At 50.2% G+C, this 24,713-nt stretch carries 29 protein-coding genes; 6 read left to right on the forward strand and 23 right to left on the reverse strand.

Annotated elements, in window-relative coordinates:
- From NMQ00_RS10280 to NMQ00_RS10305, 6 genes are all read right to left on the reverse strand, one after another.
- On the reverse strand, positions 1-267 hold the full coding sequence (locus tag NMQ00_RS10280; protein ID WP_034776979.1) for a PTS sugar transporter subunit IIB: 267 nt from the start codon (positions 265-267) through the stop codon (positions 1-3).
- A gap of 3 nt (positions 268-270) precedes the next feature.
- The gene (locus tag NMQ00_RS10285; RefSeq protein WP_255176616.1) at positions 271-2,289 is read right to left on the reverse strand and encodes a BglG family transcription antiterminator; all 2,019 of its coding nucleotides are present in this window, start codon (positions 2,287-2,289) and stop codon (positions 271-273) included.
- A 170-nt stretch (positions 2,290-2,459) separates the two neighbouring features.
- Positions 2,460-2,651 carry a hypothetical protein gene (locus NMQ00_RS10290; RefSeq protein ID WP_255176617.1) on the reverse strand — a complete coding sequence of 64 codons (192 nt, stop codon included), beginning with the start codon at positions 2,649-2,651 and terminating at the stop codon, positions 2,460-2,462.
- On the reverse strand, positions 2,648-3,181 hold the full coding sequence (locus tag NMQ00_RS10295; protein WP_255176618.1) for a hypothetical protein: 534 nt from the start codon (positions 3,179-3,181) through the stop codon (positions 2,648-2,650). The genes NMQ00_RS10290 and NMQ00_RS10295 overlap by 4 nt, the downstream gene beginning before the upstream one ends.
- Positions 3,178-3,762, reverse strand: coding sequence for a phosphatase PAP2 family protein (locus NMQ00_RS10300; protein WP_255176619.1), 585 nt, complete (start codon positions 3,760-3,762; stop codon positions 3,178-3,180). The genes NMQ00_RS10295 and NMQ00_RS10300 overlap by 4 nt, the downstream gene beginning before the upstream one ends.
- A complete protein-coding gene (locus tag NMQ00_RS10305) occupies positions 3,762-4,307 on the reverse strand; it encodes a phosphatidylglycerophosphatase A family protein (RefSeq protein WP_034779805.1) in 546 nt (181 codons plus the stop codon). The genes NMQ00_RS10300 and NMQ00_RS10305 overlap by 1 nt, the downstream gene beginning before the upstream one ends.
- A 173-nt stretch (positions 4,308-4,480) precedes the next feature.
- Between NMQ00_RS10305 and NMQ00_RS10310 the strand changes: the two genes are divergently transcribed.
- Positions 4,481-4,990 (forward strand): YjcG family protein, encoded by a 510-nt coding sequence (locus NMQ00_RS10310; RefSeq protein WP_255176620.1) that lies wholly within the window; start codon positions 4,481-4,483, stop codon positions 4,988-4,990.
- Between the two features lie 2 nt (positions 4,991-4,992).
- Here NMQ00_RS10310 and NMQ00_RS10315 read toward each other — a convergent pair whose 3' ends face one another.
- A complete protein-coding gene (locus tag NMQ00_RS10315; RefSeq protein ID WP_021066964.1) occupies positions 4,993-5,181 on the reverse strand; it encodes a hypothetical protein in 189 nt (62 codons plus the stop codon).
- An 85-nt stretch (positions 5,182-5,266) separates the two neighbouring features.
- Positions 5,267-6,040: an enoyl-ACP reductase FabI gene (gene fabI, locus NMQ00_RS10320; RefSeq protein ID WP_255176621.1), complete on the reverse strand. Its 774-nt coding sequence runs from the start codon at positions 6,038-6,040 to the stop codon at positions 5,267-5,269.
- A gap of 150 nt (positions 6,041-6,190) precedes the next feature.
- On the opposite strand from fabI, the gene NMQ00_RS10325 reads away from it, so the two are divergent.
- Complete coding sequence (locus tag NMQ00_RS10325) at positions 6,191-7,357, forward strand: FtsW/RodA/SpoVE family cell cycle protein (protein WP_255176622.1); 1,167 nt, start codon at positions 6,191-6,193, stop codon at positions 7,355-7,357.
- 39 nt (positions 7,358-7,396) lie between these two features.
- Here the strand turns inward: NMQ00_RS10325 and NMQ00_RS10330 are convergent, their stop codons facing one another.
- Genes NMQ00_RS10330 through NMQ00_RS10340 form a run of 3 tightly spaced genes read right to left on the reverse strand, consistent with a single transcriptional unit; the run spans position 7,397 to position 9,720 of the window.
- Positions 7,397-8,263 (reverse strand): RluA family pseudouridine synthase, encoded by an 867-nt coding sequence (locus tag NMQ00_RS10330; RefSeq protein ID WP_255176623.1) that lies wholly within the window; start codon positions 8,261-8,263, stop codon positions 7,397-7,399.
- A 3-nt stretch (positions 8,264-8,266) separates the two neighbouring features.
- Positions 8,267-9,064: an NAD kinase gene (locus NMQ00_RS10335; protein ID WP_255176624.1), complete on the reverse strand. Its 798-nt coding sequence runs from the start codon at positions 9,062-9,064 to the stop codon at positions 8,267-8,269.
- 11 nt (positions 9,065-9,075) lie between these two features.
- Positions 9,076-9,720: a GTP diphosphokinase gene (locus NMQ00_RS10340; RefSeq protein WP_255176625.1), complete on the reverse strand. Its 645-nt coding sequence runs from the start codon at positions 9,718-9,720 to the stop codon at positions 9,076-9,078.
- A gap of 107 nt (positions 9,721-9,827) precedes the next feature.
- On the opposite strand from NMQ00_RS10340, the gene NMQ00_RS10345 reads away from it, so the two are divergent.
- Together NMQ00_RS10345 and NMQ00_RS10350 are read left to right on the forward strand one after the other, a co-directional pair.
- Positions 9,828-10,409, forward strand: a complete 582-nt coding sequence (locus NMQ00_RS10345) for a CYTH domain-containing protein (protein ID WP_255176626.1) — start codon at positions 9,828-9,830, stop codon at positions 10,407-10,409.
- 175 nt (positions 10,410-10,584) lie between these two features.
- Positions 10,585-11,268 carry a DsbA family protein gene (locus tag NMQ00_RS10350; RefSeq protein ID WP_255176627.1) on the forward strand — a complete coding sequence of 228 codons (684 nt, stop codon included), beginning with the start codon at positions 10,585-10,587 and terminating at the stop codon, positions 11,266-11,268.
- Positions 11,269-11,487: 219 nt separating this feature from the next.
- Here NMQ00_RS10350 and pepF read toward each other — a convergent pair whose 3' ends face one another.
- From pepF to cls, 3 genes are read right to left on the reverse strand one after another with little or no spacing between them, the layout of a single operon-like run.
- Positions 11,488-13,290, reverse strand: a complete 1,803-nt coding sequence (gene pepF, locus NMQ00_RS10355; protein ID WP_255176628.1) for an oligoendopeptidase F — start codon at positions 13,288-13,290, stop codon at positions 11,488-11,490.
- A gap of 17 nt (positions 13,291-13,307) precedes the next feature.
- Entirely contained in the window at positions 13,308-14,369 is a 1,062-nt protein-coding gene (locus tag NMQ00_RS10360; protein WP_255176629.1) for a competence protein CoiA, read from the reverse strand.
- A 12-nt stretch (positions 14,370-14,381) separates the two neighbouring features.
- Positions 14,382-15,893: a cardiolipin synthase gene (cls, locus tag NMQ00_RS10365; RefSeq protein ID WP_255176630.1), complete on the reverse strand. Its 1,512-nt coding sequence runs from the start codon at positions 15,891-15,893 to the stop codon at positions 14,382-14,384.
- Positions 15,894-15,974: 81 nt separating this feature from the next.
- On the opposite strand from cls, the gene NMQ00_RS10370 reads away from it, so the two are divergent.
- Complete coding sequence (locus tag NMQ00_RS10370) at positions 15,975-16,697, forward strand: SDR family NAD(P)-dependent oxidoreductase (protein ID WP_255176631.1); 723 nt, start codon at positions 15,975-15,977, stop codon at positions 16,695-16,697.
- A gap of 43 nt (positions 16,698-16,740) precedes the next feature.
- Here the strand turns inward: NMQ00_RS10370 and NMQ00_RS10375 are convergent, their stop codons facing one another.
- The 4 genes from NMQ00_RS10375 to NMQ00_RS10390 all read right to left on the reverse strand — a co-directional run bounded on the left by NMQ00_RS10375 (position 16,741) and on the right by NMQ00_RS10390 (position 19,588).
- Positions 16,741-17,973, reverse strand: a complete 1,233-nt coding sequence (locus NMQ00_RS10375; protein ID WP_255176632.1) for a DUF2254 domain-containing protein — start codon at positions 17,971-17,973, stop codon at positions 16,741-16,743.
- Positions 17,974-18,038: 65 nt separating this feature from the next.
- Positions 18,039-18,692: an adaptor protein MecA gene (gene mecA / locus NMQ00_RS10380; RefSeq protein WP_255176633.1), complete on the reverse strand. Its 654-nt coding sequence runs from the start codon at positions 18,690-18,692 to the stop codon at positions 18,039-18,041.
- A 180-nt stretch (positions 18,693-18,872) separates the two neighbouring features.
- Positions 18,873-19,271 carry a transcriptional regulator SpxA gene (spxA, locus tag NMQ00_RS10385; RefSeq protein ID WP_015881217.1) on the reverse strand — a complete coding sequence of 133 codons (399 nt, stop codon included), beginning with the start codon at positions 19,269-19,271 and terminating at the stop codon, positions 18,873-18,875.
- A gap of 179 nt (positions 19,272-19,450) precedes the next feature.
- On the reverse strand, positions 19,451-19,588 hold the full coding sequence (locus tag NMQ00_RS10390; RefSeq protein ID WP_016510424.1) for a hypothetical protein: 138 nt from the start codon (positions 19,586-19,588) through the stop codon (positions 19,451-19,453).
- A gap of 228 nt (positions 19,589-19,816) precedes the next feature.
- On the opposite strand from NMQ00_RS10390, the gene NMQ00_RS10395 reads away from it, so the two are divergent.
- Positions 19,817-20,347: an HD domain-containing protein gene (locus tag NMQ00_RS10395; protein WP_255176634.1), complete on the forward strand. Its 531-nt coding sequence runs from the start codon at positions 19,817-19,819 to the stop codon at positions 20,345-20,347.
- A gap of 128 nt (positions 20,348-20,475) precedes the next feature.
- Here the strand turns inward: NMQ00_RS10395 and NMQ00_RS10400 are convergent, their stop codons facing one another.
- The 5 genes from NMQ00_RS10400 to opp3C form a co-directional block, all read right to left on the reverse strand.
- Complete coding sequence (locus NMQ00_RS10400) at positions 20,476-20,991, reverse strand: hypothetical protein (protein WP_255176635.1); 516 nt, start codon at positions 20,989-20,991, stop codon at positions 20,476-20,478.
- A 24-nt stretch (positions 20,992-21,015) separates the two neighbouring features.
- A complete protein-coding gene (locus NMQ00_RS10405) occupies positions 21,016-21,486 on the reverse strand; it encodes a hypothetical protein (RefSeq protein ID WP_255176636.1) in 471 nt (156 codons plus the stop codon).
- Positions 21,487-21,639: 153 nt separating this feature from the next.
- Entirely contained in the window at positions 21,640-22,590 is a 951-nt protein-coding gene (locus tag NMQ00_RS10410) for an ABC transporter ATP-binding protein (protein ID WP_131433649.1), read from the reverse strand.
- Positions 22,590-23,663, reverse strand: a complete 1,074-nt coding sequence (locus tag NMQ00_RS10415; protein WP_255176637.1) for an ABC transporter ATP-binding protein — start codon at positions 23,661-23,663, stop codon at positions 22,590-22,592. Before NMQ00_RS10415 ends, NMQ00_RS10410 begins: the two co-directional genes overlap by 1 nt.
- Before the next feature lie 24 nt (positions 23,664-23,687).
- A complete protein-coding gene (gene opp3C / locus NMQ00_RS10420) occupies positions 23,688-24,713 on the reverse strand; it encodes an oligopeptide ABC transporter permease (RefSeq protein WP_303825481.1) in 1,026 nt (341 codons plus the stop codon).

Consider the following 24,713-nt stretch of genomic DNA (forward strand, 5'->3'; position numbering starts at 1 on the left):
TTACAGTTTACCTTCTAGTTGCGCCTTGATCCCTTCGATGTCCATGACGTTCTCAAGCGCTACGATTTCACGTGTCCCGTCATCGAGCGTTCCGATGATGTCTTTGGCCCCTAGGTAAATGTCGGCCGGTTCCGTACGCGCCGTCGCGATATCCGTGTGCGACACTTCTGCCTCGGCACCCATTTGATCAAGCGCCTTCTTCACATTCAACTCCATGATGAAACTTGAACCGAGCCCGTTCCCGCATACTACTAAAATCTTTTTCATAATTTATTCCTCCTCAGAATATTTGTTGATAACCGGTAACATGTCGTCACTCATCTGAGCCGACAACAATATCGTCAAATCTTCCTCGTTGCCGAGCAGTTCCGTCAGTTGGGCGAGCGCCTTCAAATGTGTCGTCTGGTCGATGGCAGCGAGCACAAAGAAGAGCCGAACCGATTTATTTTCGGGAAAGACGACCGGGTCCCCCACTTTCAATACGCTCATGCCGAGCTTTCGGACCCCGTCCTCGGGCCGGGCATGCGGAATGGCCACATCCGGCATGAGGACGATGTATGGCCCATGTTCTTCGACGTTGTCAATCATCGTATCGATATAGCTCGTTACAATCGATTCGTTCGTTTCGAGCGGCTTGGCCGCGAGACGGATGGCCGTTTGCCAATCGTCGACTTTGTCCAACACTTGGATGTTCTCTCGCGTGATCAGTTCATTCAGCACCGGCTGTCCCCCCTGGTGTACAATTTGAGTCGTGTCAGCATACAGCAATGCCCGCAAATCTTGGCGCAATTGCCGTTCGTTCGTGACGGTCGCATGTTTTTTCACGACTTGCAACACGTCGTCGAGATGAATCGCGGCGGGCTCGCCCCGTTTCAAAAAACGTTGTTCGATTTGACGCTTCAACTGGATTTGTTCAAGCCGTGTCGGCAAGGCCGGGACGAGTGTCACATTCGCCAACTCATGAATCGTTCGCGGCAACGGGACGGTCGTGAAAATCAAGTCGACGAGCGGCGCATATTGCTCGACGTCCCGCTGTGAGATCGGCGGCAAAAAGACGATCTCCGGAAATTGATTCTTTAGAATATGGTCGAGCATATGCGAGACGCTAATCCCGCTCGGACAGACGACGATGGCTTTCATCTGCTCATCGAGATGCTGTCCTTGTTGATGGAGATGCGCAGCGAAATGGAGCGTGTAATACATGACTTCCGTCGCCGGAACGTCTTTGCCGAGACGTTGCCGGAACGGCTCGAGTGACCGCTCCACGAGCACGTTCAACACTTGGTGTTCTTTCATGACATAACGTTCGAGCTCTTCGGGTGCCTCGAGTCCTGTATAGACGCGTTGCATCGTCGCTTTCGAATGAAGCACGAGTTTCTCGCACAACGCTTCTCGCTCGATGATGAACGTGCAACTGAGAAGTTCGAACCGTTCGATCACGTCCATCATGACGCTAGCTAATTCGTGTTGCGTCGCCTCATCCATCTCTTCCTCGACTTTTGGTCCGCTCTTGATTAGCATATCGAGCGTCACCCAAAGATGAGCCATTTGACTGAAATGGAGTCGGAGCTCGTCATCCGTGTTCTCCGCCATGACGAGATCTTCTTCGTCGGTGGACGCAGGCAACGTCATTCGGCTTCCAAATAAGAGGAAATAGGCGAGCTTTTCACGATGGCTCTCGACCAATCGAAACTGTCGAACCGTCTCATACGTTTCCAGTTGGTGAAGAAACTCCTCATATTCTGTCTCCCAATCCGCTAGCACGGCACTGACGAGACGTTCCTTCGTCGAACGGGTGACGAGACGTTCAATCGTTCGATATAAATACAGGGCGATCGTTTGCGGATGTCCGTTCACGTGATACCCTGACTTTCGGGTATAGGCGAAATCGAGACCGAAATGCGCCGCGCTTTGTTTCACACCGTTCAAACTTTCTTGCACCGTGAATTTAGAGACGTCGAGGAGCTGTTGGAAATGAAACGCCGATAAAAAGTCTCGGTTGACCAACGTGAAGAATACGATCAACAACTCGCGCTCCTCTTCGGACCAAATCAATCCAGCCTGTTCAAATCGCTCCGTCAGCTCGGGGGTAACCGTCAACTGAATCCTCGCCCCGTCCGTGTGCATGTCTGGCAGTCCACAATCGACCAACCATTCCTGAATCCGCTCCAGCTCATACTCGATGGTCCGTCGTGAATACGGGAGCATCAGCTCGAGCGATTCAATCGTCACTCGTCGTTCATGCATGATGACGCTCAAGATTCGCTTGCTCTTTTCATTTAGTAACATGGTAGTGGCCTCCTACACGTTTAGTATAAGCGAGTTTCGCCTGAATTATGTAAGCGTTTACGACAGGGTTTTCGGGACGTGTTCCCCAAACTTCTGTCTCTCGTCGTGCGTCCAGAAAAAAGAGGCGCAGGATCACATGTGTCCCTCGCCTCTCCCCTATCTAAAGTCAATCACTCTATCGCTCCTGCCTCGTTCTTCCGGTAAACCGTGACGCCCCCGTGTTTCGCTTCCCCGACGACTTCAAACATCCAGCCTTTGTCAATCAACAGCGAACGGACCGTTAAAAACTCGTCTTTTGGCACGAGTAACTCTTCGACCGAACCGTCGAGAAGTTCTTGAATCTTTTGTTCCCATTCATTCATTGCGCGTCACCTCTTTCCGTTTGTTGTCGGTTCGCCCAGCCAAACAATCGTTCACTCGTCTGCATCACATTTCCCGGTACGAATACGTCTTCAGGGACACGGGGATGAGACGCGACCGGTTCATCGATGGCGAGCATGACCGGTGCGCCGAGTTCCCGTTCGAGATAATCAGCCGCAAACGCGATTTGCTCGCCGTCCGTCGTGACGCCTGCGTCTTGAAGGGCGTTGTCATAGGCCTCATCCCGCTCATTATCCTTCATCAACATGCGACCCGATTCAAGGATGGCGAATGCGGGCTTCGCATCGACATGAAACACCTCATAGGCACGATAAGCCGCTTCATCACACGACAAGAGCGGCACGAAACGATGTTGCCCCGTCCACTTCTTCAGTTGGAACAGCGTCCGCATCGTCGTGAACGATTTGGCTCCGGACGCATCCTTTTCGACCAGGATCGTCGGCACTTCCGCCGCATCCGCCCGGTCTCGGTCCATAAATAGCCATGTTTCGACTTGTGTTACGAGAATCAATGTTGTTTCCTCCTTACTATTTCTGACCCGGCCACGATGACAAGGGCGACGAGCCAGCCTCCGATGACGTCACTGAAATAGTGAACGTTCAAAATGACCCGGCTGAACGAGACGGCCAACGTCAGGGTAACGAGCAGGATCAAGCCAGCGACGGTCTCATTCCGTCGATACATCAACACGGCGAGCAGCCCATACAAGGCGAGGGACCCCGAGGCATGACCACTCGGGAAACTGTACGTCGTCGCGTCGAGGGCCGCATCGATCGACGGCCGATCGACGCCATAGATGAGTTTCAACCCTTGCGTCACAAGAAGCGTTGTGATGACGACGATCGGTAAGCGGAACGCCTCGAACCGGTCACCCCGCCACAAAAAATAAAGCATGCCGATGAACGACAGGCCGATCAACACCTTCACGCTACCGAGTTCGGTCACATAGACGAACAGCGGTCCGGCGAGCGGGTCGAGCGCAGACGTGACGAACCGGTCAACCGGCACTACCCAACCTAAAACAACGACCACCGAGAAGAGCACGAAACTAATCGCCCCGGTGATCGCCAACATGTTTGAGCGCGGTGTCATCAATACAAGCCTTTTCGTTCCCGCATCTCATCTTCTCCAAAGTCGGTCATATCGCGCAATCGGTGCGCCAAACGTCCCGAGGCGTTCGCCGCGATTGCGCCGACGAGGTCGTCCATGAACGTATGGACTTGTCCGTCTTCCATTTTCGTATCGAGTTGCTTGATGATGCCGATTTTCGCTTTGTCTAAGTATCCGAACGTCGTGACGGCGATGGAACCATATGTGTTGACGGCCCCAATGGCAATCGTCTCATCAACGCCGAACAAACCTTCGTCCGACGCCACAATCGATAGAAGGGGCTCGGATAACTGACCGCGCTCGGCGAGAATATCAAGTTCTGATCCGACGAGAATCGCATGTTGGAGCTCTCGTTTATCTAACACGGCCTCGACCGATTCCGTGCAGTCTTTCAATGACAAGTGGGGCGAATACGGCGCCTGCATTTGATAGACAATCTCGGCGATCGACTCAATCGATACACCCCGTTCAATCAATCTGGCCCGTGCGGCCTCGCGTACGTCTCGTGAGTGTGGTACATGTTTCATCATTTAGGCGGGAACACTCCCGCTACACATCCTTTCATCTCGAGAAGGTTTCTCTCGAAGTACTCAATCTCTATTATACTGAAAACTCGAAAAAAAGACTAAGCCCGCTTTGACTTCATTCAATAAATCGGTCATCATAAAAAAGTAGACCACTTTATAAAGGGGGAACTGGAATGAAGATTGGGGTAGTCTTATTTCCATCAAAACAAGTTCAAGACTTCGCCAACTCGTATCGGAAGCGATACGATACGAAGTACGCCTTGATTTCACCACACGTGACGATCAAAGAACGCACCGAGATTGACGAAGCCGATTTACCGAAAGTGCTCGAGTATTTGCAACAAATCGCGGACTCGACCAAACCGATTCAACTTAAAATCGATGGGGTTCGCTCGTTCGCACCGACGAATAACGTCCTTTACTTAAAAGTGTTGCCGACGCGCGAACTGTCAGCGCTTCAGGACAAACTTCACGAGGGTCTCCTCAACCAGCCTCCAAAATATGAGTTTCTTCCGCACATCACCATCGGACAAGATTTGACCGATGCTGAACTGTTCGATGTGCTCGAACGGATGCGCATGGAGCAGGTTCATTTCGAGGAAACAATCAATCGGATGGCCGTCATGTATGAGCTCGAAAACGAAACATGGAACGTCTATGAGACGTTCCGGTTCCGAGGATAAGATTACACGCTCCGGTCGACAAATCGACCGGGGCTGTTTTGTTGTTCAGCTTCTAGCCATTCTTCTTGGCGCGGCCGGATTCGTTGAACACGTTGAATCCGCGTGACCGGCTCGATATTCGCCCGTTCCGTCGGTTGAACTTGGCGATTTCCATATTGGACGACCGTGAAATCAATCTGATAAGGACCCATGTTCCAACCTCCTTTACAGGTCCTTACCCCAAATCGGTTCCAGATAATACAAAAAAGAGCGCATCGCTGCGCCCTTTCCCTAGATTTACAAAATATGATATCCGCTGTCGACGTGGATGACCTCTCCCGTCACACCACTGCCCATGCTCGACAACAAGAACAAGCCCGTCGAGGCCACTTCTTCTGCCGAGACGTTGCGGCGTAGCGGCGCCTTCTGCTCGAGCTCAGACAAGATGCTGTTAAAGTCGCCGACACCTTTCGCTGACAACGTACGAATCGGTCCTGCCGAGATCGCGTTGACGCGGACGCCGTGAGGTCCGTATTCGTTCGCCAAGTATTTGACGCTCGAGTCAAGAGCCGCTTTCGCGACACCCATCAAGTTGTAGTTCGGGACGACGCGCTCACCGCCGAGATACGTGAGCGTGATGACCGACGCGTCTTGTGCGAAATAAGGCTTGGCTGCTTTGACGACGGCCGTCAAACTGTACGCCGAGATATCGAGCGCTTGCGCGAACTGGCCGCGTGTCATCTCCGAGAACTCGCCGCGTAGCGCTTCCTTGTCCGCGAAGGCGATCGAGTGGGCGATTCCTTGAATCGGCCCTGCTTGCTCGTGAATCGTGCGGAACGTCGTATCGATTGCGGCGTCGTTCGTGACATCGCATTCTAAAAGTAGCGCTTCCCCGTTCAAATCGGCCGCGAGCGACTCAAGACCTGACTTGAACCGTTCGGCCGCATACGTGAGGACGAGCTTCGCGCCTGCTGCGTCGAGCGTCTTCGCGATCGCCCACGCGATCGAGCGTTTATTGGCAATTCCCATGACGACATACGTCTTATTCGTTAACGTTGGATAGATTGACATCGTAAACTCCCCTTTTTTAGTACCTGGTTATAACATCTGTTATCAGATTACAGAATGGTGTCTGTTTTGTCAACTGGCGCGTAACGTATTGCGATTTTTTTAACTTACGGTAAGATAAAATACGTATAGAAAGGGTGAGACGACTTCATCATGAACCGCATTCAATCTTATTTAAGAAGTTTAGACACGACACTTTTGACAATCGTCTTTTTCTTGATGGTCATTAGCCTAGGTGCCATTTACACGGCCCAACCGATGTTGCCGACACGATTACAACATATCAACTTCGCCTTCGACCAAGGAATCCGTTATATCATCGGATTCGCGGCCATGTTCGCCATCATGACGATCGAATACGAACAGTTGCGAAAAATTCACTGGTACCTCTATTCCTTTGGATTATTGCTGTTAGTCGGCTTGATTCCGCTCCGGGATACGACACTCGTTCCAAACATTAACGGGGCGTACGGCTGGTATAACGTGCCTGGTTTCAGTTTTCAACCGGCCGAATTCATGAAGTTGTTTTTACTTATCTCGATGGCCACGATCGTCTACGACCATAATAAACGTTACGGTTCGTCCCAACAGGATACGTGGCTGTTAACAAAGCTCGTATTACTCGCCATCCCGCCGCTCGGACTGATTGTGACTCAGCCAGACTTAGGGACTGGACTGGTTCTCATCACGATGCTTGGCGCCATCATCATCGTCTCCGGGATTGGTTGGAAGTGGTTGCTCGGTCTCTTTAGCGCCGCTGCCGTGACGATTGGCGGCTTCATGTACTTGTTCTTCTCTCATTTCGAGGTGCTGCAAAGCTTTGTGCCAGGGCACGCCTTGAATCGTTTCCAAGCCTGGATTTACCCGTATGAGTATTCCGATGACTTGGCTTTCCAGTTGATCAAATCGCTTCAAGCCATCGGGTCTGGTCAAATGTTCGGGGCCGGCTACGGTCAAGGTTTGGTCTACCTGCCAGAGTCGCAGACCGATTTCATCTTCGCCGTCATTGCTGAACATTACGGGTTCATCGGTGCGGCCATCGTGATTATCGTTTTCTTCTTGTTCTTATACCGAATGATTCATATCGCGCTTGAAGCGAGCAGCCCGTTCGGTAGTTATATCGTGACCGCAGTCATCGCCATGTTCACGTTCCAGATTTTCCAAAACATCGGCATGACAATCGGCGTCCTCCCGATCACCGGCTTAACCTTGCCGTTCATCAGTTACGGAGGGACTGGGATCATCATGAACATGATCGCCATCGGCCTCGTCATGAATGTCGCTTCGAAATCAAAATCGTATATGTTCGACGACGATTGAAAATAGTCCCGCGCTCAGCTGAGTGCGGGACTATTTGTATTACGCTTCAAATCGAAAATCATGTGGGTATGCCGCTTCAACGACGAGTCGTTCTCCGGTCATCGGATGGCAAAACGTCGCCGAGGCGCTGTGGAGCGCGTGACGGTCGAGTACGGTCTTGCCGCCGTACATCGTATCCCCGAGGAGCGGATGCCCGATATGGCGTAGATGGACCCGGATTTGATGGGTCCGTCCGGTCTCGAGGGCGATTGTCAGCGCCGTATATGCACCGAACGGCTCTGCTTCGAGAATATGGGTGACGGCATGTTGCCCGTCTGCCGTCACGATTCGCTCCATGATCGAATCCGGGGCGCGGCCAATCGGGGCATCAATCGTCTGCGGGTCGAGCGGTCCTTCGATTAACGCGAGATACGTCCGCGACAAGCCCCCGGTCTGTTGCAACTTGCTGAACCGATGGTGCACATACGCATATTTTGCGAACAAGACGACGCCGCTCGTGTCCCGGTCGAGTCGATTGATGACGTGAATCGCCGACTGCAACCCGATCTGTTCATAGTATCCGAGCACCGCATTGGCGAGCGTGTCGTCCGGATGGAGCCGGGACGGGATTGTCGCGATCCCCGCCGGTTTGTCGACGGCGAGCAAATAGTCGTCCTCAAACAGAATCGTCAGCGGCCGCTTGGAACGGACCATCGTCTCCGCAGGTTGTTCGACCGGGAAGTGGACGGTCACTTCTTCCCCTGCTTGAATGTCATAGCGAACGGTCCGTGGCTCACCGTTGACGAGGATGAGACCGCCCTGTTTGATTTGGGTCAACATCTTTCGAGAGATGCCGCAGTCTGTCATTAAAAAATCGCGCAGCGGGACGCTCGTCCCCGCGACGCGATGCAATGTGAATCCGTACATCGATTACTTCCCTTCCTCAATGAACGATTCCCGGACCCGTCGCCAAAATGGGAACGGGCGGAATCGGGCAAACGTCACTTTTTCTTTCGCGACCGCACAGCGAATCGAGCGCACGTTCGACCAAGACAACGCCTCTTGATGGTCGAATGCGAGTTCGAACTCTGTTTTCGTATGCGGCGCGATCTTCACTTGATGATGCTTCGGCAACAAGAGCGGTGACCCGATCGTCCGGTATACCAGGTTGTTGATCGAAGCCATCTCCGTCACTTGGATCGCCTCGATGGACGGATGGACGATGGCCCCGCCCAGCGCCTTGTTGTAGGCCGTCGATCCGGATGGTGTCGAGATGCATAACCCATCGCCCCGGAACGTCTCGAAGTAATCATCGCGAATCGATAAATCGCACACAAGCGTCCGCTTATAGTTTTTAATCGTACATTCGTTCATGGCGAGTTGACGTTCGGTCGTCCCGTCCTCATAGTCAATGAGCACCTCGACGAGCGGATAAGACACCGGTTCGAACGATTCGCTCGTGATCATTTCCGTCAACTCGTCGAGCTCGTCCGGTTGCCAGTCGGCATAAAACCCGAGATGGCCCGTATGGATCCCAACGAGCAACGTATCATCGAGCCGGTCGATGTATTCATGGAACGCCTGAAGCATCGTCCCATCCCCACCGACCGACACGACGATTCGCGGTTCTTTCGAGACCGAATGTCCCGCCTCGGTCAATTTATTCGTCAACTCGCGCGCAATGTCTGCCGACCGCGCGTCTCCCCGTGCTACAATCGCAAACTGCATACCGTGGCCCCCTAGTCTTGGTCCGTCTGGACGTTCATTTCTTTATCCCGGAACACTTGCTGTGCATCTTGAATCTCAACGCGGAGCTGGCTCATCTCGGCATCGAGCAAAAATGCCGCCTCGGCCGCCCGGCGCAGGCGCTCTTGGACCTCGACCGGCATATCCCCATCGTATTTATAGTTGAGCGAATGCTCGATCGTCGCCCAGAAATTCATCGCGAGCGTCCGCACTTGGACTTCGACGAGCGTCGGGAACTCGCCGTGAATCGTCTGGACCGGATACTCGAGAATCAAATGATATGAGCGGTAGCCGGATTCTTTTTGATTCGTGATATAGTTCCGTTCCTCGACGATTTTAAAGTCGGTCCGGTGATGGAGCAGTTCAAGGACATGGACGATATCGTCCACGAATTGACACATGATGCGAAGCCCGGCGATGTCTTGCATTTCCGTCGACAGCTTGTCGTAAGGGATTTGCTTTCGTTTCGCCTTCTCGAGGATGCTGCCGACCGGTTTGACCCGGCCGGTGACAAACTCGATGGGAGAATGGTCGTTTTGAGATTTATATTGCTTTCGAATCGCCTTGAATTTCACTTTCAGTTCATCGACCGCGATTTGATACGGCACTAAATATTGATCCCAATCCATTGATTGCATATGCTGTCACCACTTTCGTTCATTTCGGAAAACCCTGCTTTTTCCGTATGTATCCGATTGTATGGTATCATAAACGAACAATTGTTCATAGAATGGAGCGATGATTTATGACCCAAGAAGTGGAAATTGAATTCAAATCGATGTTGACGAAAGACGAATATGAGACGTTGCTCGCCGCCTACGATTTAACGGACAAAGTGAAATGGCAAGCGAACGATTACTTCGACACGCCGACGTTCGAACTGAAGAACCATGGCGCCGCTCTTCGGATTCGCGAGAAAAAACATGGCCAAGTGCTGACACTCAAGCAACCGCATGACGTCGGACTGCTCGAGACACACGCCCCCATCCAGGAAAAGGAAGCCGAGAACTTGTTCAAGTACGGCATCATTCACGACGATCAAATGAAAGAGGCACTTGCTTCGTTCGATTTGACGGGCCCGCTCGAACATCTCGGTCGTCTTGAGACGAAACGGGCGGAAATCGAGACGCCGGACGGTCTGCTCGTCCTCGACGAAAGTCATTATTTGGAGATTCACGACTACGAAATAGAATTTGAAGTGACCGACGAGGCGAAAGGGAAAATCGCGTTCGAGCAGCTCCTGCGCCACCACGGCATCCCGCTACGCCCCGCCAAAAATAAAATCGTTCGATTCATGGAAGAAAAGGTGCGTCGAAACCAAGGTTGAGCAGATACGTTGCCAACCTTTTTTTTTCGTTGCTACAATGAGCATACGATATATTTGATTTTTGTTTACGAGAGGAGGCGACACAATGGAACTTGAACAATGTAATGAGTCATCCTGTTCATTGGAAGAATCTTCTATCCAAGTAACATATAAGCCATTAGAGTTATTCTATTTCATGGACATCTCAGATCCAGACGGGCTTCATGTGATGACACTCATTAAAAAACTCGAACTTGAATACGGGCACTTGATTCGTTTCCGTATGGTTTCGACGGTTCCTACTTGTGTTGGCGGATGTCAAGAAGAGGTTCGCCTTCTCACGATGATCAAGGCTATGGAGTTACAAGGGAAACGTCATGCAATGCGCTTTATGCGCCATCTGCATATTAATGATATCTTTGTGAAGGATGGCTCTAGCGACAGCGACTTATGGGAGATTGCTCGCTCGTTCGTCAGTTACGGACTCGACATCGATGAGTTGGCAGCCGATATCCAATCCAATCAACTGCTGAGCGCCCTCGCAGTCGATCACGAAATTTTGAAAGACTGGGAGATCGAATCGCTTCCCGCCTTGACGTTCGTCACCCGTGATGAAGCGCTCAAGATCGAAGGGCTCTATCCGTATGACGTCTATCAGGCCGTCATGGCCGAACTACTCGGCTATGTACCGAGCCGCGAGACCGATTGGGATGTCGAGAAAGTGTTGGAACGTTATGATGCCTCGACGATCACCGAGCTCGCATTCATTTTAGAGCTCGATAAGCCTATCATCGAAAGAGAATTAAAAAAACTGTCACTCCAACAACGTTGTCGACCTGTCCCGGGTTGCAGCGGCCAAGCTTGGGCGACGAATAAATGACAAAAAACCCACGGCCGGGGAGCCGTGGGTTTTTTCAATGTGCTCCGCGGGGACGGAGAACATCGTAACCCGAGTATCTATACAGATCACAGGTTGGGAGAAAGTTTACGGTCAATAAAGGGGTTTGTGATTGATTTCACACTTATAATATACCGAGACGAGCACGACATGACAAGCACTTTGTTCATATTGTCACATAATGTTCACGCTCGCATTTTTTTATTGAAAAAGTAACGTTTCCATCTCGTCGAGAACAGCCTCGAACTGATCGAGCGCTGCGAGCACCGGTGCTTTCGTCGTCATATCGACGCCAGCTGCTTTCAACACTTCAATCGGGTAATCGCTCGATCCAGCCTTCAAGAACTTATCGATATAGCGACGGACGGCCGGCTCCCCTTCTTCCATGATTTGTTGTGACAACGCGGCCGACGCCGAGATGCCTGTCGCATACTGATAGACGTAATAGTTGTAATAGAAGTGCGGGATGCGCGCCCATTCGAAGGCGATCTCGGCATCGATGATGAGCTCGTCCCCGAAGTACCGTTTGTTAAGTTCAAGGTACGTCTCATTCAAATACTCAGGTGTGAGCGAGACGCCGTCTTGGGCCGCCTTATGGATCATATGCTCGAACTCGGCGAACATCGTCTGACGGAACAACGTGCCGCGGAACGTCTCGAGTTGATTGTTCAAGAGATAGAGCCGCTCCTGGCGGTCCGTGCGCGTCTTCAACAAGTAATCGTTCAAGAGCGCCTCGTCCGTCGTCGACGCCACTTCGGCCACGAAGATCGAGTAGTCCCCGTACGGATATGGTTGCGTCGCCCGCGTATAATGGCTATGGACCGAATGGCCGAACTCATGGGCGAGCGTGAACAAGTTGTTGACGTTGTCTTGCCAGTTCATCAAGATGAACGGCTGCGTGTCGTACGCGCCTGATGAATAGGCCCCGCTCCGCTTGCCACGCGTCTCGCGGACGTCGACCCAGCGTGAATCGAGACCGTCCTTGACGATTTGAACGTACTCGTCGCCGAGTGGTGCGAGTCCTTCGACCATGAGGTCTTTCGCTTCGTCATAAGGGATTTTCATGTCCACATCTTTAACGAGCGGCGTATACAAGTCATACATATGCAGCTCGTCCACTCCGAGTGCCCGCTTCCGAAGCGCAACGTATCGATGTAACAAGTCGAGTCGTTCGTTCACCGCTTCGACGAGACCGTCGTATACCGCTTCCGGGATGGCGTTATGATGAAGCGCCGCTTGACGGGCACTCTCGAACTTACGGACCGTCGCATAGAAATTGTCCTTCTTCACGCTGCCTGATAACGTCGAGGCGAACGTGTTCAAATATTGCTCATACGTGCCGTACATCGCCTTGAACGCGCCTTCGCGGACACTACGGTCACTCGACTCGAGGAACGTGATGTAGCGACCGTGCGTCAATTCGACATCTTCGCCTTTCTCGTTCTTCACTTTCGGGAATTTCAAGTCGGCGTTGTTGAGCATGCCGAACGTCGAACTCGACTGACCGAGCACGTCGCCGGCTTGGGCGAGAATCGCCTCTTCCGCTTCCGTCAACACGTGCGGACGTTCTTGCGCCAACTCGTCGAACGCGTGGCGATAGACGTTGAGTGCCTCATGCTCACTCATAAACGCCTCAATTCGGCTTTCGTCAATGGCGAGTAGTTCCGGTGTCATGAACGCGAGCTGAGCCGAAATCTGTGCCGCGAGCGAACCGGCACGGTCGTTCAATGCCTGATAATGGCTGTTCGATGTGTCTTCGTCATAACGCATATGGGCGTATGTATACAGTTTATGCAGTTGACGCGAGATGTCGTCACGAAGTTGTAAACCTTCAAACAAAGAAGCAGCTGATTCCCCAAGTTTTCCTTTAAACGCAACCAAAGCCGGTACGCTTGCCTTCAACGCCTCAAAATCTTGTTCCCAAGCTTGATCGTCTGCATAAATCGTCTCTAAGTTCCACGTCTCCTCGACGGGTACTTGTTGTCGTGTAAGTACTTCTGACATATGTCCACTTCCTTTTCCTAGTTTGTATACGATTTCGCCATGAATCGCTGAAACCCTTGAAATAATCGAAGATCGTTGAGAAGAGCCGTCTCTAGCGTCTTTGGCACATGCCAATCCTCCACCGATTCCGTCACATCAAACACGTTCAAGAGTTGTCTCCATTGTACTTCAAACGCTTGGAGAAAGTCGCTTGTCGGGGTCACATCACACTGGCGGCACGTTTTCTCGATACTCCACGCGACCGAATCGTTAGGACGTTCACGCCGATTCAGATAAAGCACCATCTGAAACGTGAACGGATGAATGTGAACCCCCCAGAGCGAAGGTAGCGGCAGATAACAGTGACTCGGCATGAGAGCTGGTAACATCCCGATCGGATACAGCCGGTTCAAAATGAGTCGACGGTACTGTGGCGTCGGATACGGTGGAGTCATCCGTCTCTGCCGGACATGTTGCGTCCATCTATGTGTATCAAAGTGATAGAACGACTCGAACGGCGAGACATCGAACGACGTTACGGGCCGCCAATGACCGATTCCGCGGCGAACCGAGACCGGAAATCCGACGAAACGATACAACGCTTGGCCGGTCGGGACGATGACCGTATGTCGCCGCGCCAGTTCGGCCCGCATCCACGGTTTGAACGTCGCTACACCTCCGGGTTGCATCCCGCTCGCCAGCCAGACGACGTCGAGTCCGTTGTCGCGATAATGTCTCGTCCGCTCGACGTAAGACTCGATCGAGAGCGAAGATGCCTGGATTTCAACGACGATTCGTTCCTCGTGACGTGTTGCAATCAAGTCGGCACGGCGTGAGCCGAGGATGACTTCTTGCTCGACGGTATATCTTTGCGCTTGAAGCCACTGCCGGACGCCCCATTTGTCTTCGTGGTGTCCCGTCGACTCGCCGCGTCCACACGGATGGACATGGGCGAAATGAAGACGTCGCTTCACCCCTTGCTTGACGATGACACGTTCCCCGCATTCAGGACACACAAAAGGGGCAAACGGTTCGATTCGCCCCCGACTCAACGTAAGGGCATCCACATACCCTCCTGTTCGACCGATGGCAAATCGCATTCCGCTTCCCCCTCATAATAGTGGTGAAAACATTCGGGCCAATGACTCGACGAGTTTGATGAAATAAGATCGTTCCGAGAACGCCCGGATCTCCAACTCGTGTGACCCTTCAAAGTCTTTATAGAGATCTTGCTTGAGCTGATGGACGGAGTTCGTGTTATACAAGAGCGCGTTCACCTCGAAATTGAGGTGGAAGCTCCTGAAGTCCATGTTCGCCGTCCCGATTGTTGCCAACCCGTCGTCGACGACGATGACTTTCGAGTGCATGAACCCTTCTTCGTACAAATAAATCTTCACGCCAGCGCTGAGCAGTTCTTCGAAGTACGACCGGCTGGCATAAAACACGATTTTATGGTCCGGATAGCTCGGGAGCACGATTCGCACATCGATTCCGGATAACGAGGCGGTTTTGAGCGCGCTCATGATATCCTCATCGGGAATCAAATACGGCGACGAGATATACACCGATTTTTTCGCGGCGTTGATGAGCGCGAAATAAATCGACTTCATCGTCTCATACGGTTCATCCGGTCCGCTCGCCACGATTTGCACGCCCCCGCTCGCGCTTCGTACCGTCTCGAGCGGTTCGAGATAGAACGGTGTGAACAGGCGCTCGCCCGTCATATAGTACCAGTCCTGCAAAAAGATCAGTTGTAGTTCCGAAACCCCTTCCCCTCTGACGTACAGATGCGTATCGCGCCAGAAGCCGAACTTCGAATGCTCGCCCAAATACTCGTCGCCGACATTCAATCCGCCGGTGAACGCCTCCGTCCCGTCGATGACGACGATCTTCCGGTGGTTCCGGTAGTTCGTCTTACTCGAGACGAGCGGTAAAACGACGGGGAAGAATGCTTGAACGTAGACACCCGCTTGACGCATCTCGTCGAAGAACGTCCCGCTCGTATGAATCGAACCGACGGCATCATACAAGAAGCGGACCTCGATCCCCGCCTTCGCCTTGTCGATCAAAATGCGTTGAATTTCCCGAGAAATACGATCTTCTCGGAAAATATAATATTCGAGGTGGATATGGCGAGTCGCCCCTTTCAAGGCGGGCAACAGTTTTGAAAACTTTTCTTGCCCGTTCGTCAGCACTTGCGTATACGTGTTCGACGAGACGGGTAATTGATTAAGTGACGACGTCAAATGGAGCAGCTTCTCATAATCGTCGTGGGAGAACATAAGAGACGGTGAGAGCGTCATCGCCTTCTGTCGATAGGCGAGGTACGTCTCTTCATCGAGCATCGCCTTCTCTTTGAACATCCGCTTCCGGCGGTAGTTTTGGCCGAACACGAAATACGCGAACAAACCAATGACTGGGAAACCTAGCATGACGATCGCCCAAATGAGCGTCCGCTGCGGATTGCGGTTCTCGAGCAAGATGACGAGCAAAATGCTGAACGTCGTCAAGAAGACGAGCACTGAAAACAAGCCAATCACTTGGGAGCTCCAGTAATATGATAATACGGCAATGAGACCTGCGAGCAAAATCAGGGATAAAAGTACTTGTATGCGTCGCAACATATTATAAACTGACCCCGTTTCTATCTTGTATTATCATAATTATACAACTTAACGCCATCTTTTGAGGGGAGCGAACAAAATATGGGCACATTTTTGATTACGGGAGCGACGAGCGGGATTGGACGGGCCGTCGCCCTTCGGTTAGCAGAGGAAGAACATGACGTCATCGGCGTCGGCCGGGACGAGGCACGAGGTGAAGAAATCGAGGCTGCGTCCGCTCGCATCACGTTTGTGGCGTGCGATTTGTCGCAAGCTGACGAGATTGAGACGATGATGGACGGACTCAAAGACCAGGCCATCACGTTAGACGGACTCTTTAATAACGCGGCGACGTTTGGACGCCCCGGGACGCCGGAACGGTTGCCGGCGTCCGCGTTCGATGACGTATTCGAACTGAACGTGCTCGCGACGAACCGGCTCATCCAACGTGCTATTCCGCTCCTAGCGACGGGAGCGAGCGTCGTCAATAACGCCGCCATCGTCGGTCACGTCAAATTCCCACCGATGCTCGGTCCATATGCCGCCTCGAAAGCGGCTGTTATCGCCTTGACGAAGACGTTCGCCCATCGGATGAAAGGGAAAGTCCGCTTCAACGCGGTCTGTTTCGGCCCGGTCGACACCCCGCTCAGTCACAAATTGTACGGCGGTGAGGCCAAGTTTCAAGAGGCGATGACGCATCATTTCAGGGGACATGCCGCCAAACCGGATGAAGTGGCGCCGGTCGTGACCTTTTTATTGAGCGAGGCATCGAGCTATATTAACGGCCAAGCCATCACCGTCGACGGGGGCTATACGCTCTCATGACGGAAAAACAGGAAGGGGTCCTCTCGGGCCCCTTCCTGTCTCGTCAGTCTCGTATTTTCCGCGCTTGCGTCATCTGATTCGTCAAGAACGCTTTCTCTCGCGGATGCAACTCATCCAAGTCGAGCGCTTGCTCAAAGTAGTCGATGAAGTCCTCGAACGTTTTATCATGCGATGAGTGTGCCTGAATCCGGGCGATTCGGATCGCCTCGAAGACGGACGCCATCACAAAAATGTCGTGGCTCGCGTATGTCTTAACGGGAGCGAACGCCTCAAATAGCGTCGCTTCCATCGTTTTTCGCTTGGCATGCCAATTGCTTTTGTCGTTGGAGAATAAAAAATCGCCTGCCGGCAACCGGCTCAGTTCGCGTAAAATGTCTCCGATATAGTGGATGGCGTGAATCGCCGTATTCGGATCATTGATGCCCGGTGAGACGCCTTTCAGTGCAATCTCACTCAGCTTCTCGATGACGAACGCCGGGTCTTGAATCGATGAACGGATCTCGCCGATTTGGAACACGTCGAGATCGGGGGCTTCTTCCCCGAGCCAATAGCCGAGGATGTCCCCTTCCGCCACAAAATCGCCGACGGCCACGACCGATTCAAAATCCATGTCACGATTCTCTTGCTTCTCACTCGAGAACAGCTGGACGTAGCCTGTTCGTGAGGCATAGACTGCCTGACCCTCGAACGTATGAATCGCTCGTTCCGGAACGATGTACATCTTCTCGTCTTCGACCGCCCGTCTTTGGTTTTCGATGACAGATAGCGCTTCGCGATGCAACGCCGATAAGAGGCGTTCCGCTTGAATCGAGACGCTGATCGTTTGAATGAATTTGACGAACGCCCAAATCGAGCTGACGACGAGCAGGACACTGATGCCTGAAGCGAGCACGACGTCCTCATCTGACGTCCGGATGAGGAACAAGTTCGTGATCCCATAGATTGTCGTCATGATGAACAGCCCGAGTGTATGCTTCGACGCCGAGTTCGTCAAAAAGTTATTGATCGTTCGGGGCGAGAACTGCGATGAATATGTCGTCAACACGACGAGGATTGTCGAAAAGCTGAACGTCATCATCGTCATGAGACTCGTGAACGACGAAGACAGGACGGAAGCCGCCGCATTCTTGTCTAAGTAAATGATTTCCGGTAACAGTTCTCGAAAAAAACTTCCAAAATATTGAGTAAGGAACGTCAACGCAATCCCTCCCACTCCGTATAAGAACGGGACGAACCAGGCACTATCCGCCAACATCAACTGCAAACGCTTCAACATCACGACACCTCTTTATGTATAAGTTAGAAAAAAACCGCCTGTCCACATGAACAGGCGATTGGGGTTTAAAAATAGTGACGGACTTTGGAGAAGACATCCCCGTCGAGAATGAGCTTGCCGTATTCTTCAAGCATCGCTAACGTCTGCGTGCTGAATGTCAAATACTCGGCCAAGAGACTCAAAACGTTCTCTTCTTCCTCGGGTTCCATTTCTTCCGGGAAATCAATCCACAAGTAATACTTCTGATCGTAGTGGAATAGTTTGAGGTCGACGTTGCTTAACGTCTCTCCCGCCCGTTTACTGAGCGAGATGATAGCCTCAAAGTCATCCGTTTCCATGGCGAGCGGAGCCCACGCCTCCTGCTCGGTTTCTTCATCGAGTTCACTCAATTGGTCGAGCACCGATTGTTGGTCGCGTGCCTCATCGATTGCCGAGCGTAGGAGTGATCCGAGCTCAGAATCGTCTTCGGCGTCAATCACGTTTTTTGCGATCGTCACGGTCACTTCGAGTCCTTTTTCAAACGCTTGTACTTGTATCCATAGTGGACCATCAAACGAGATATCTTCCCGTTCGTGCGCTTCGTCCATCATCTGCCAGAACAGCTGCTCACCACGTTCTCGGTTATACCAGATTTCATCACGAGCGAAACCGCGTTTTTCGATATCGACATACGTAATGAAAAATTTGACGGTGTTGTCGTTGATGCGCTCAATTTTCACGATTGTCCACTCCCTTCTCACCTCACTCCTACTTCAACAATTAAGGAGGAGAGGGGAAATTGTCTTGTTATCATAGTACCCTTTTTTTAACGTGTCAATCTATTGATGATGGGGTTGTTACTATTATTTTATCGGAAAAACGGAATAATAAAAAGCACACTGCTTAGACAGTATGCTTCCTCACTCGTTGACGAGTCGTTGCGCTTCTTGAAGTTGGAACGTCCGGACCTTGCGCGGCAAGAATCGACGAATCTCATCTTCGTTGTACCCGACTTGAAGACGTTTTTCATCAATCAGAATCGGACGACGAAGCAGTCCCGGATATTCTTGAATCAAATCGTATAGTTGTTGGAGTGAAAGCGCATCGACCGATACGTCGATTTTCGAGAAAACTTTAGACCGGGTCGAGATGATTTCATCCGTCCCATCTTCTGTCATGCGTAAGATTTGTTTGATCTCATTGAGTGAGAGTGGTTCTGAAAATATGTTCCGTTCCGTGAATGGGATATCATGCTCCTCGAGCCATGCCCGTGCTTTTCGGCACGATGTGCAGCTCGGAGACGTGTACAGTGTGACCATTTTCGTTCCTCCCTGATCAAGTGTTCGTTCATCTTTTTCAAGTGACTCTATTTGTATACCCAAAAAATCGCTCACTTAATTATAATAATTCTTATTTATTGAAACTTCAATGATAACTTTTCTCAACCGGGTAAGAAAAGAGGACGCATTCAGGAGAATGCGACCCTTGATCGACCGTTCTAGGACGCCGGCATCCGAGAAACCGGTTGTGATACCGTCTCTTTGCCAGGCTTCACTTGTAAGTCTTTCAATTTCTTCTTGAGGACTTCTTTCAGAAGTTTCTTTTTCTGTTGCAATACTTTGTCACGCTCTTTCATGGTCTCTCACCCCCAACGCCATAAGGACTCGACCAACCCGACCGTTACTGAATCTGAAAATCTTGAACTTGCACTAATCTACAATTAAATTATAGCACATTCTTATGAAAATGGTTGAACAATCTCAAAGATTTTCATCATTTCACACGTTCCAAATTTGCTTTTCCTATTCAATTCCCGTATAGTTAATAGAAATAACCTTTGAAATCACCAAGGAGGAGAGCGAATATGAGAATTACGTTAGAGACGATTATGCAACACCCGGTCACCCAAAAATACTTGACCCGCTCCGGTCTAAAACACGCCGTCGACGTGTGTGAACGCGCTCTCGAATTGGCGACGCGACGAGGACTTGATACGGATTTGGCGACGAAAGCCGCTCTGCTCCATGACATCGGTCACTACGAATGGTACACCGAAGGCAAATGGAATTACGATTTATATCGTCAAAACGACATCCATGCGATTAAAGGGGCCGAACGTGCCCACAAGCTATTGATTCGTCTCGGGGAAGATCCGGCGCGCGCGAAAGAGATCTCGGTCATGATTTTGCTTCATACGGATTCCTATCTGCCGCCTAACCGGATTCAACGCACCCCGCTCCAACAGCTCGTCCATGATGCCGATACGTACGTCGAACAACCAGGCGGTCTCCACCACTACGAGACGATGGACATCGAAGACGCCTTGGCCCGTGTCCGTTTGATTGACGCGGTTGTTACGAGAATGTCCCATTTCCCAAGAATAGCTAACGCTTAAACTGGTATTGTAAATTGTTATAAAAACAGTAGTTTAAATGTCAGACAATTCGATTTAAAACTTTCTCTTAAAAACACAAAAAGGATTGACACCTAGCACTTAGGGTCAATCCTTTTTGTGTTTTTAAGTTACATCTTAATTAGATCTGTCATGAGACCCTTTAATTCATCATCAGTTAGTTTGTTATTTCTATCGACTAAATGAAAAGTAAATTTGGGACTAACATTTTTAACTTCCATAACCTTATTGCCTTCCAAATAGTATATGGTTAAGTTTTCTTTAAAGGTCTCTCTTTGGTCTGAAGTATCAGTTTCAATATTGATATCAAAATTATATCCGATCAATTCCACGGGATTATCCTCAAACATAAAACTTGCTTTATATTCGAAATTGTTATCCTCGTTTATTTTAAAAAGATATTCCGTAAATCCAGTTCCCATTTCACTTTTATCAATTACAGCTCCAAATATTTTAACTAAAGTATCATTAGAAACCTCTGTAGTTGATGCTCCACTCGGAAAAAAACTTGGATTAAACTCGTTAGAAGAGGCGGGAAGATTTCGAATCTCATCATTTGATTCCGTAACCTTCAAATTAAATATTAATACTGACAAAATACCAGCAATAACTAATAAAAAGCTCAAATGCCTTTTCTTGTTTCGCATAGATTAATATTTAAAGAAGGTATGCGATCTATGTTGAAGTGAAGCATTCGTGTTAAAGTTATCTTGGAAGTAAACTGTAACTTCTCTAGGTTTAGTGATATTTGGTTTCCAAATAGTTGATGGTTCATCTCTAAATAATTTATTAGAGAAAGAGTATCTTACCGTACTACCACTACTATTAATAGCGTACATATGAGTATAGTAAGGTTGTCCTTTAGTATAGCTGTTGTTTAACCTTACCTGCGTTAGTTTTTTCGTGCTCAAATCAAAAGTGAATCTTTGGTTTAAAGTACCGCGTCCTGCTGTTGATGCACTTCCGAAAGAAAGGTAATGAGAATAGTATCCCGTTCCTGACGTACTTTTTGAAACTGAAATCTCTTTAATATGAGCTTCATAAGAAGCATCAGCTGTTAAACCTGAACTGAATACCAAAGCGCCGCTCAGTAAAGCAGTTGCTAAAATTTGTTTTTTCATGTAATTATCCCCTCTTATTCCTGAATTTTATTACAATTTAATTTTACCACAAATTATACAATGTTAGAATATGTATTTACTACTTGATTTCCAAATATGTTTTCACTCTTTTTCTAAATAATGGCTGAATACCATCAACCATCCCATTTTCAATTATACGAGTTGCGCTTTATATGCTTCGTACTCTTCGTCTGTCAACGAGACGTAATGACCTGGCTCGACTTCGCGAAGCGGCGGGATGCTTGAATCTTCATCCGAACGTCCGACGGCACCGAGTGATTTTGACTCATACACGATACGCTTACGTGTGCGCTCATGCTCTGGATCCGGAAGCGGGATCGCTGAGAGAAGCGACTTCGTGTAGGCGTGGATCGGGTTCTCGTACAAACGCGCTGCAGGAGCGAGTTCGACGAGGTGACCTTGATACATAACACCGATCCGGTCTGAGATATACTTGACCATCGACAAATCGTGAGCGATGAACAAGTACGTCAAGTCACGGTCGCGTTGCAATTCTTTCATCAAGTTGACGACCTGGGCTTGAATCGATACGTCGAGAGCCGAGATCGGCTCATCGGCGATGATGAAGTCTGGTTCAACCGCGAGAGCTCGGGCAATCCCGATCCGCTGACGTTGTCCACCCGAGAATTCGTGTGGGTAACGGCTCGCGTGCTCTTTCGTAAGACCAACTGTTTCAAGAAGGTCATAGACACGATTCATCCGGTCTTCTTTCGTCTTAGCGAGGCCGTGGATATCAATACCTTCAGCAATGATATCAGCGACTGTCATCCGTGGGTTGAGCGATGCGTATGGATCTTGGAAAATCATTTGCATAGCCCGGTTGAACTTCAGCTTTTCAGCTTTGTTCTTTTTCCCGTGGACGTTCTCGCCTTTAAAGATGACGTCTCCGTCGGTCGCGTCATACAGTCCGATGATGGTACGACCTGTCGTCGATTTCCCACAACCTGACTCGCCAACGAGACCGAGTACTTCGCCTTTATAAATATCGAACGAGATGCCGTCGACCGCTTTGACGACGCGACCTCGGCCAATTTTAAAGTGCTGCTTCAGGTCTTTTACTTCGAGTAATTTCTCGCGTTCCATTATTCAGCACCACCTTTCAAAATCGATTTCGCGAACGCGCTGTCCGGACGGTACTTGAGAGCAAGGTCACGGATGGCTCGTGGCGGCGTCACTTGCGGTGCTTGTGGGTGCAGTAACCAGCTCGCCGCATAGTGCGTGTCACTAATTTGGAACATCGGTGGTTCTTTTTCAAAGTCGATTTTCATCGCATACGGATTACGTGGTGCGAAAGCATCGCCTTGTGGTGGGTTGAGCAAGTTTGGCGGTGTTCCCGGGATCGCCGGAAGCGCCTCATTCGGGTCGTCGGTCGGACGTGGCATCGATCCGAGCAAGCCCCATGCGTATGGGTGACGTGGCTCGTAGAAGATCTCATCGACCGTCCCTTTCTCAACAATCTTTCCGGCGTACATGACGGCAACACGGTCTGCCATGTTCGCCACGACACCAAGGTCGTGCGTGATGAAGATGATCGCTGTGCCCGTTTTTTGTTGAATATCTTTTAGAAGCTCCAAAATTTGAGCTTGAATCGTTACGTCGAGGGCCGTCGTCGGCTCATCGGCAATCAACACTTTCGGGTTACATGCGAGTGCGATCGCGATGACGATCCGTTGACGCATACCACCTGAAAGTTGGTGCGGATATTGCTTGAGACGTGCCTCTGGGTTCGGGATCCCAACGAGTGTGAGCAATTCGAGCGTACGCTTCTTCGCATCCTCACCCGTGAGACCTTGGTGTTGCTTCAATCCTTCAGCGATCTGCTTAAAGATCGTCATCGTCGGGTTAAGTGATGTCATTGGGTCTTGGAAAATCATGGCGATATCACGGCCACGAATTTTCAACATTTCTTTTTCCGATAACTTCGCCAAATCTTTGCCTTCGAACAAGATTTCCCCGTTCGTAATTTCACCTGGCGGGTTTGGGATCAGACGCATAATCGCTTTCGATGTGACGGATTTACCAGAACCCGATTCACCAACGATGGCGAGCGTCTCGCCTTTTTTCAAATCAAACGATACGTTGCGAACGGCTTGTACCGTTCCGGCATACGTATGGAACGAGACCGCTAAGTCTCGGACAGATAAAATCGTTTCCATTCACGAGTCCCCCTGTTTCTATAATTATTTACGCATTTTCGGGTCGAACGCATCACGCAAGCCATCGGCGAGCAAGTTGAAGCTGACCATGAGCAAGACGATGATGACTGACGGGATAACGAGCAAGTACGGGAACGTCCGTAGCTCTTTATATCCATCGTTGATCAACGTTCCAAGCGATGCTTGAGGTGCTTGCAAACCTAGACCTATAAAGCTGAGAAACGCTTCGAAAAAGATAGCCGACGGGATCGTGAACATGAGCGTGATGATAATGGCGCCAAGCGTATTCGGAATTAAGTGTTTAAACACTAATCGATTGCTTGAAGCACCGAGCGTACGGGCAGCCAACACAAACTCTTGATTTTTCAATTTCAAAATTTGACCGCGGACAAGTCGACTCATCCCAATCCAACCGGTGATCGTCATCGCGAGGATAATGGAAAATACGCCAGGGTCGAAAATTAAAATTAATAAGATAATCAAAATCAAGTTCGGAACACCTGTCAAAATCTCAACAATTCGTTGCATAAAGTTGTCAACACGTCCGCCGAAGTAAGCTGAAATACCACCGTAGGCGACTCCAATAACTGTATCAATCAACGCAGCCACAAAACCGATGAAGAGCGAGATGCGTGTCCCTTCCCAAACACGTGACCAAAGATCACGGCCGAGATAGTCTGTACCGAACCAGAAGTTCTCTTCGACATTTTTCTGTTCGTAGAAATCAATATCACGGCCACCGAGGTTGGCCATTCCATCAAACCCTGCCCATTCGAGTCCAGTGACTTTAGGCGGGAGTTTTGCTTGTGAGATGTTTTGAGTATAGGCGTCGCGTCCAGACAGCATCGGACCAAACAACGCAAGAAAAATCACAATTAAAATAACAGTAAGTGAAATTATAGCAGCTTTATTCTTTTTCAGCCGCATCCAAGCGTCTTGCCAGAAGCTTAAACTTTTACCACCAATTCGTTCAGCGAGCTGTTCGTTCATCTCGACACGTTGGAACATCTCTTGGTCGAACTGCTCGAAATTCTTTTTATTTTCAATCAT

This window comes from Exiguobacterium aurantiacum, assembly GCF_024362205.1.
Taxonomy (GTDB): Bacteria; Bacillota; Bacilli; order Exiguobacteriales; family Exiguobacteriaceae; genus Exiguobacterium; species Exiguobacterium aurantiacum_B.